Raw genomic sequence first — 4,882 nt, 5'->3', positions numbered from 1 at the left:
GGCTTCGTTGAAGTCGTTGTTGTGCTCCACGCGCACGGTGCCGAGGGCGAAGCCGAGCATGTCGTCGCTCAGTTGCCAAGTGCCGCCGGCGCCGCCGTTGACGTGGGCGACCAGGGTTTCGTCGTCGTGTTTGCCCGGTACGCGTTCCAGGCCGCCGGTGACTTGCCATGACCATGGTTGCAACAAGGCGTTGCGTGGGGTCAGGGAGCGGATGGTGGCCAGGTCCAGTTGCTGCAGTTGCCAGTGGTTGCCTTCGTACTGGCGCAGTTTCATCTGCAGGATTTCGATCTGTGCGCCCAGGGGGAAACCTTCGGCGTTGTCGTTGAGGTCGTGGTAGGCCATGCGCAGGCCGTATTCACCGAAGGCCTTGTCGCCACGGGTGCCGATACCGGCTTGCCAAGTGCGTGATTCATGGCCGTTTTCCGGCAGGCCGGGCGGGGTGATCTTGAGGTCGGGCGCCGGGTTCTGGTTGATCGCGCGCAGCAGTTCAAAGCTGCGCTGGGAGCGGGCGGTGTCGCGTTCCAGACCATTGGCGCGGTAGCGGCCGAGGCGGTAGGCGGCGTCGATGATCAGGGCCTGGCGATCTTTAGCGATGGCCTTGAAGGCGGGGTCCTGCAATTGCTTCTGGTCGTCGCTGACCTTCAATACCCATTGCTGCTCGTCGCTGTCCAGCGGCTTGGCGCGCTCCAGCAGCTCGCGCTCACGGGAGGGGCGGTAATCGATCCTCTCTACCAGACCTGCGTCTTTCACGGCCTTTACGGTGTCGGTCGGGATGGCGGTGAGCGGAAATTGTTCGGTCAGGCGCAGGCCGGGACGCGCCACTTGCAGCAGTTCCAGCAAGCGATAGGAGCAGTTTTCGTCAAAGAAGAAGTAGTCGAACTGGATCTGCTTGAGCTCCCACACGTGCTCGACCATGCGCTCAGTCTCGACTTGCGTGAGGTTGAGGCGGTATTCCCACAGGTCGCGGTTCTCAAGGCTGCGGTACTCCGACAGCTTCTCTTGGTAAGGCACCAGGGCGAACAGGCCTGGATAACCGCCCATCAGGCCTTTCCAGGCGTAAAGAATGCTGTTGTCGGAGCCTTCGATGTAGGCACCGAAGTTGATCGCGTAGCTGAGCAGGGCAGTGTTGTTGCTTTGCACGTCGGCCTGGTCTATGCGCAGCAACGTGTGGCCGAACATCGACGACGGGCTGTTGAGGTAGGCCGCCGGGAAGATCATCACCGCGCTATGGGGGGCGACGTCCTTGAACCATTGCTTGAATTCTGTGCAGTCCACGGCAGGCAGGTCAGTGAGGTGCAACTGATCCTTGAGCCAGCGGGTCCGAGCGGGGTAAACGCATTGGGCGTGTTTTTCACCCAGGCTGGCCGGTGCGTAGAGCGCATCAACGGTGGCCTTGAGTTCGGCGTCCGGGTGGTGGGCGCCATCGGGTGCGAGGAAGAACTTTTTGTCGCTGACGTAACTGCGCCAGCCACTGATCTTGCCGGCTTCGTAATGGCCTAGGGAAAGCCAGAACGGATCATTGGCCAATTGCTGCAAACGTTGATCATCAAGGTGCGGGGCCGCGTACAGCGGGGCGCAGGCGAAGAGTGCCATCCAGGCAAAGCGTTTGAGCATAGGGGCAACTTAAGTCGGATATAAAAAAGACCCAAAGGGGAGGCGGGTCCAAAAATAGTGCCCGCGCCTGGGTAGGCGCGGGTCGGTCGAGCTTAAGCCTGGGTTGCGTATTTCGCCAGACGGGCATCGCTTTTCAGTACGGCAATGGTGTTGTTGTGCACGTCGTCAGCGGTCACGTCAGCCTTGCTGAAGATCTGCTGGAAGTGCTCGTGGGTCACGGCCGCGAAGTGCTCGCGATCTTCCGGTGCCACACCCAGTACCACGGCGTAGGTGGTCAGCGCTTCGCCGTTACCCTTGGCCATGTCTTCGGACAGCTCGTTCATCATGCCATTCATGGCAATCCAGGACTTGCCGCCGTAGGTCAGGGCGCTGTTGGTGCTGCAACCGTTGGTGCCCGAGGTCATGCCGAAGGTGGCGTTACCCGACGTACCGTTGGTGGTGGAAGCCAGGAAGTGAGCTGGCGTGCCGCGCTGGCCTTCGAACAACATGTTGCCCCAACCGCAGTTCGGGCCACCTGGTGCTTCTGCCATTGCATTGAGGGAGACGACGGTGAAGAGAGTACCGAGAAGGATCCGTTTCATAGCTTTGTTCTCTTTGTGTGCAAACCAATGGACAAGGGTTCAGGCGCGTCGCAGCGCCCTAGGGGCCAGTTATTAGTCCAACCCGCGCAGTTTGGAGTTTAGGCACGTTCCAAGGGTTCCGTGCATTTTTATAAAACAATCAGCGTTGTCGCGATTTTTTTGTAGGACGCATCCCCTGTCTATGCTTTCCCGAAAGCGCGCCTTGCCATGGTGCGTAACCGGGAGCCAGAATGCCGTTATCTGCCCCGCCTGATGTAAGGAAGCCCGATGCCTGATCCTGTTGCTGCCAGCTTGCGTCTAGCGCCCGAAGCGCTGACTCGCCCTTTCTCCGCTGAACAGTTCAGCTTCTCGACCACCAATGATTTGGAGCCCTTTCGCGGTGTGCTTGGCCAGGAACGTGCGGTTGAAGCCTTGCAGTTCGGTGTGGCCATGCCACGCCCCGGTTACAACGTGTTTGTCATGGGCGAGCCGGGTACCGGCCGCTTTTCGTTCGTCAAACGCTACCTGAAAGCCGAAGGCAAGCGCCTGCAGACCCCGGCGGATTGGGTCTATGTGAATAATTTCGATGAGCCTCGCGAACCCCGTGCCCTGGAATTACCGGGCGGCGCTGCGGCGGCGTTCATCAACGACATCAACGGTTTGGTCGACAACCTCGTCGCCACCTTTCCGGCGGTCTTCGAACACCCGACGTATCAACAGCGCAAAAGCGCCATCGACCGCGCCTTCAACCAGCGCTACGACAAGGCCTTGGACGTGATCGAACGCCTGGCCCTGGAAAAGGACGTGGCGCTCTACCGTGACAGCACCAACATCGCCTTCACGCCGATGCTCGACGGCAAGGCGCTGGACGAGGCTGAGTTCTCGCAGTTGCCGGAAGCCGACCGCGAGCGTTTCCACACGGACATTTCCGAGCTGGAAGAGCGCCTCAACGAAGAACTGGCCAGCCTGCCGCAGTGGAAGCGTGAGTCGAACAACCAACTGCGTCAGTTCAACGAAGAAACCATCACCCTGGCCCTGCAGCCGTTGCTTGCACCGCTGTCGGAAAAGTACGCAGAAAACGCCGCTGTCTGCGGTTACCTGCAAGCCATGCAGGTGTACCTGCTCAAGACCGTGGTCGAGCAATTGGTGGACGACGCCAAGACCGACGCCCAGGCGCGCAAGCTGCTGGAAGAACAGTACTGCCCAAGCCTGGTGGTGGGCCATCCGGTCAACGGTGGCGCCCCGGTGGTGTTTGAACCGCACCCGACCTACGACAACCTGTTCGGCCGCATCGAATACAGCACCGACCAGGGCGCGCTCTACACCACTTATCGCCAGCTGCGTCCGGGCGCGCTGCACCGTGCCAACGGCGGTTTCCTGATCCTGGAAGCCGAAAAAATGCTCAGCGAGCCGTTTGTGTGGGACGCGCTCAAGCGTTCCCTGCAGTCGCGCAAACTGAAGATGGAGTCACCGCTGGGCGAACTGGGCCGCCTGGCCACCGTGACCCTCAACCCGCAGATGATCCCGTTGCAGGTCAAGGTGATCATCATCGGTTCGCGTCAGCTGTACTACGCGTTGCAGGACGCCGATCCGGATTTCCAGGAGATGTTCCGCGTACTGGTGGACTTCGACGAAGACATCCCGATGGTCGACGAAAGCCTGGAGCAGTTTGCCCAGTTGCTCAAAACCCGCACCTCGGAAGAAGGCATGGCGCCGCTGACGTCGGATGCGGTGGCGCGGTTGGCCACTTACAGCGCGCGGCTGGCAGAGCATCAGGGCCGTTTGTCGGCGCGTATTGGTGATTTGTTCCAGCTGGTCAGCGAGGCGGATTTCATTCGCCACCTGGCGGGCGACGAGATGACCGATGCCGGCCATATCGAGCGCGCCCTCAAGGCCAAGGCCACGCGCACTGGGCGCGTGTCGGCGCGGATTCTCGACGACATGCTCGCCGGGGTCATCCTCATCGACACGGCCGGTGCGGCGGTGGGCAAGTGCAACGGGCTGACGGTGCTGGAAGTCGGTGACTCGGCCTTTGGCGTACCGGCACGGATTTCCGCCACGGTGTATCCAGGCGGCAGCGGCATTGTCGACATCGAGCGTGAGGTCAACCTCGGCCAGCCGATCCACTCCAAGGGCGTGATGATCCTCACCGGTTACCTGGGCAGCCGCTATGCCCAGGAATTCCCGCTGGCGATCTCGGCGAGTATCGCGCTGGAGCAATCCTACGGCTATGTGGACGGCGACAGTGCGTCCCTGGGCGAGGCGTGTACCTTGATCTCGGCGTTGTCGAAAACGCCGCTCAAGCAGTGCTTTGCCATCACCGGCTCGATCAACCAGTTTGGTGAAGTGCAGGCGGTGGGCGGGGTCAACGAGAAGATCGAAGGTTTCTTCCGCCTGTGTGAAGCGCGCGGTTTGACCGGCGAGCAGGGTGCGATCATTCCCCAGGCCAACGTTGCCACGCTGATGCTCGATGAGAAGGTGCTGCAGGCCGTGCGTGCTGGGCAGTTCCACATTTATGCCGTGCGCCAGGCCGACGAGGCGCTGAGCCTGCTGGTGGGCGAGGATGCGGGTGAGCCGGATGCCGAGGGGCAATTCCCGGAAGGCACGGTGAACGCGCGCGTAGTCGAGCGGTTGCGCGCGATTGCCGAGATGATCAGCGAAGAGGATCTGAAGGAGGCGGAGAAGGAGCTGGCCCAGCAGGCGCTGGC

At 61.3% G+C, this 4,882-nt stretch carries 3 protein-coding genes; 1 reads left to right on the top strand and 2 read right to left on the bottom strand.

Going from position 1 to position 4,882, the window contains the following annotated elements; genetic code table 11:
- Together HX823_RS30990 and HX823_RS30985 are read right to left on the bottom strand one after the other, a co-directional pair.
- Positions 1-1,614: DUF4105 domain-containing protein (locus HX823_RS30990; protein WP_177078438.1), on the bottom strand; the 1,614-nt coding region annotated here is incomplete at its 3' end.
- Between the two features lie 92 nt (positions 1,615-1,706).
- A complete protein-coding gene (locus tag HX823_RS30985) occupies positions 1,707-2,195 on the bottom strand; it encodes a DUF3015 domain-containing protein (protein ID WP_015885974.1) in 489 nt (162 codons plus the stop codon).
- 267 nt (positions 2,196-2,462) lie between these two features.
- Between HX823_RS30985 and HX823_RS30980 the strand changes: the two genes are divergently transcribed.
- Positions 2,463-4,882 (top strand): Lon protease family protein (locus HX823_RS30980; protein WP_177078436.1); only part of this gene is annotated, 2,420 nt, incomplete at its 3' end.

Source organism: Pseudomonas sp. P7759, assembly GCF_013386445.1.
GTDB classification, from domain to species: Bacteria; Pseudomonadota; Gammaproteobacteria; order Pseudomonadales; family Pseudomonadaceae; genus Aquipseudomonas; species Aquipseudomonas azotoformans_A.
This window is presented reverse-complemented; position numbering and strand designations above follow the sequence as displayed.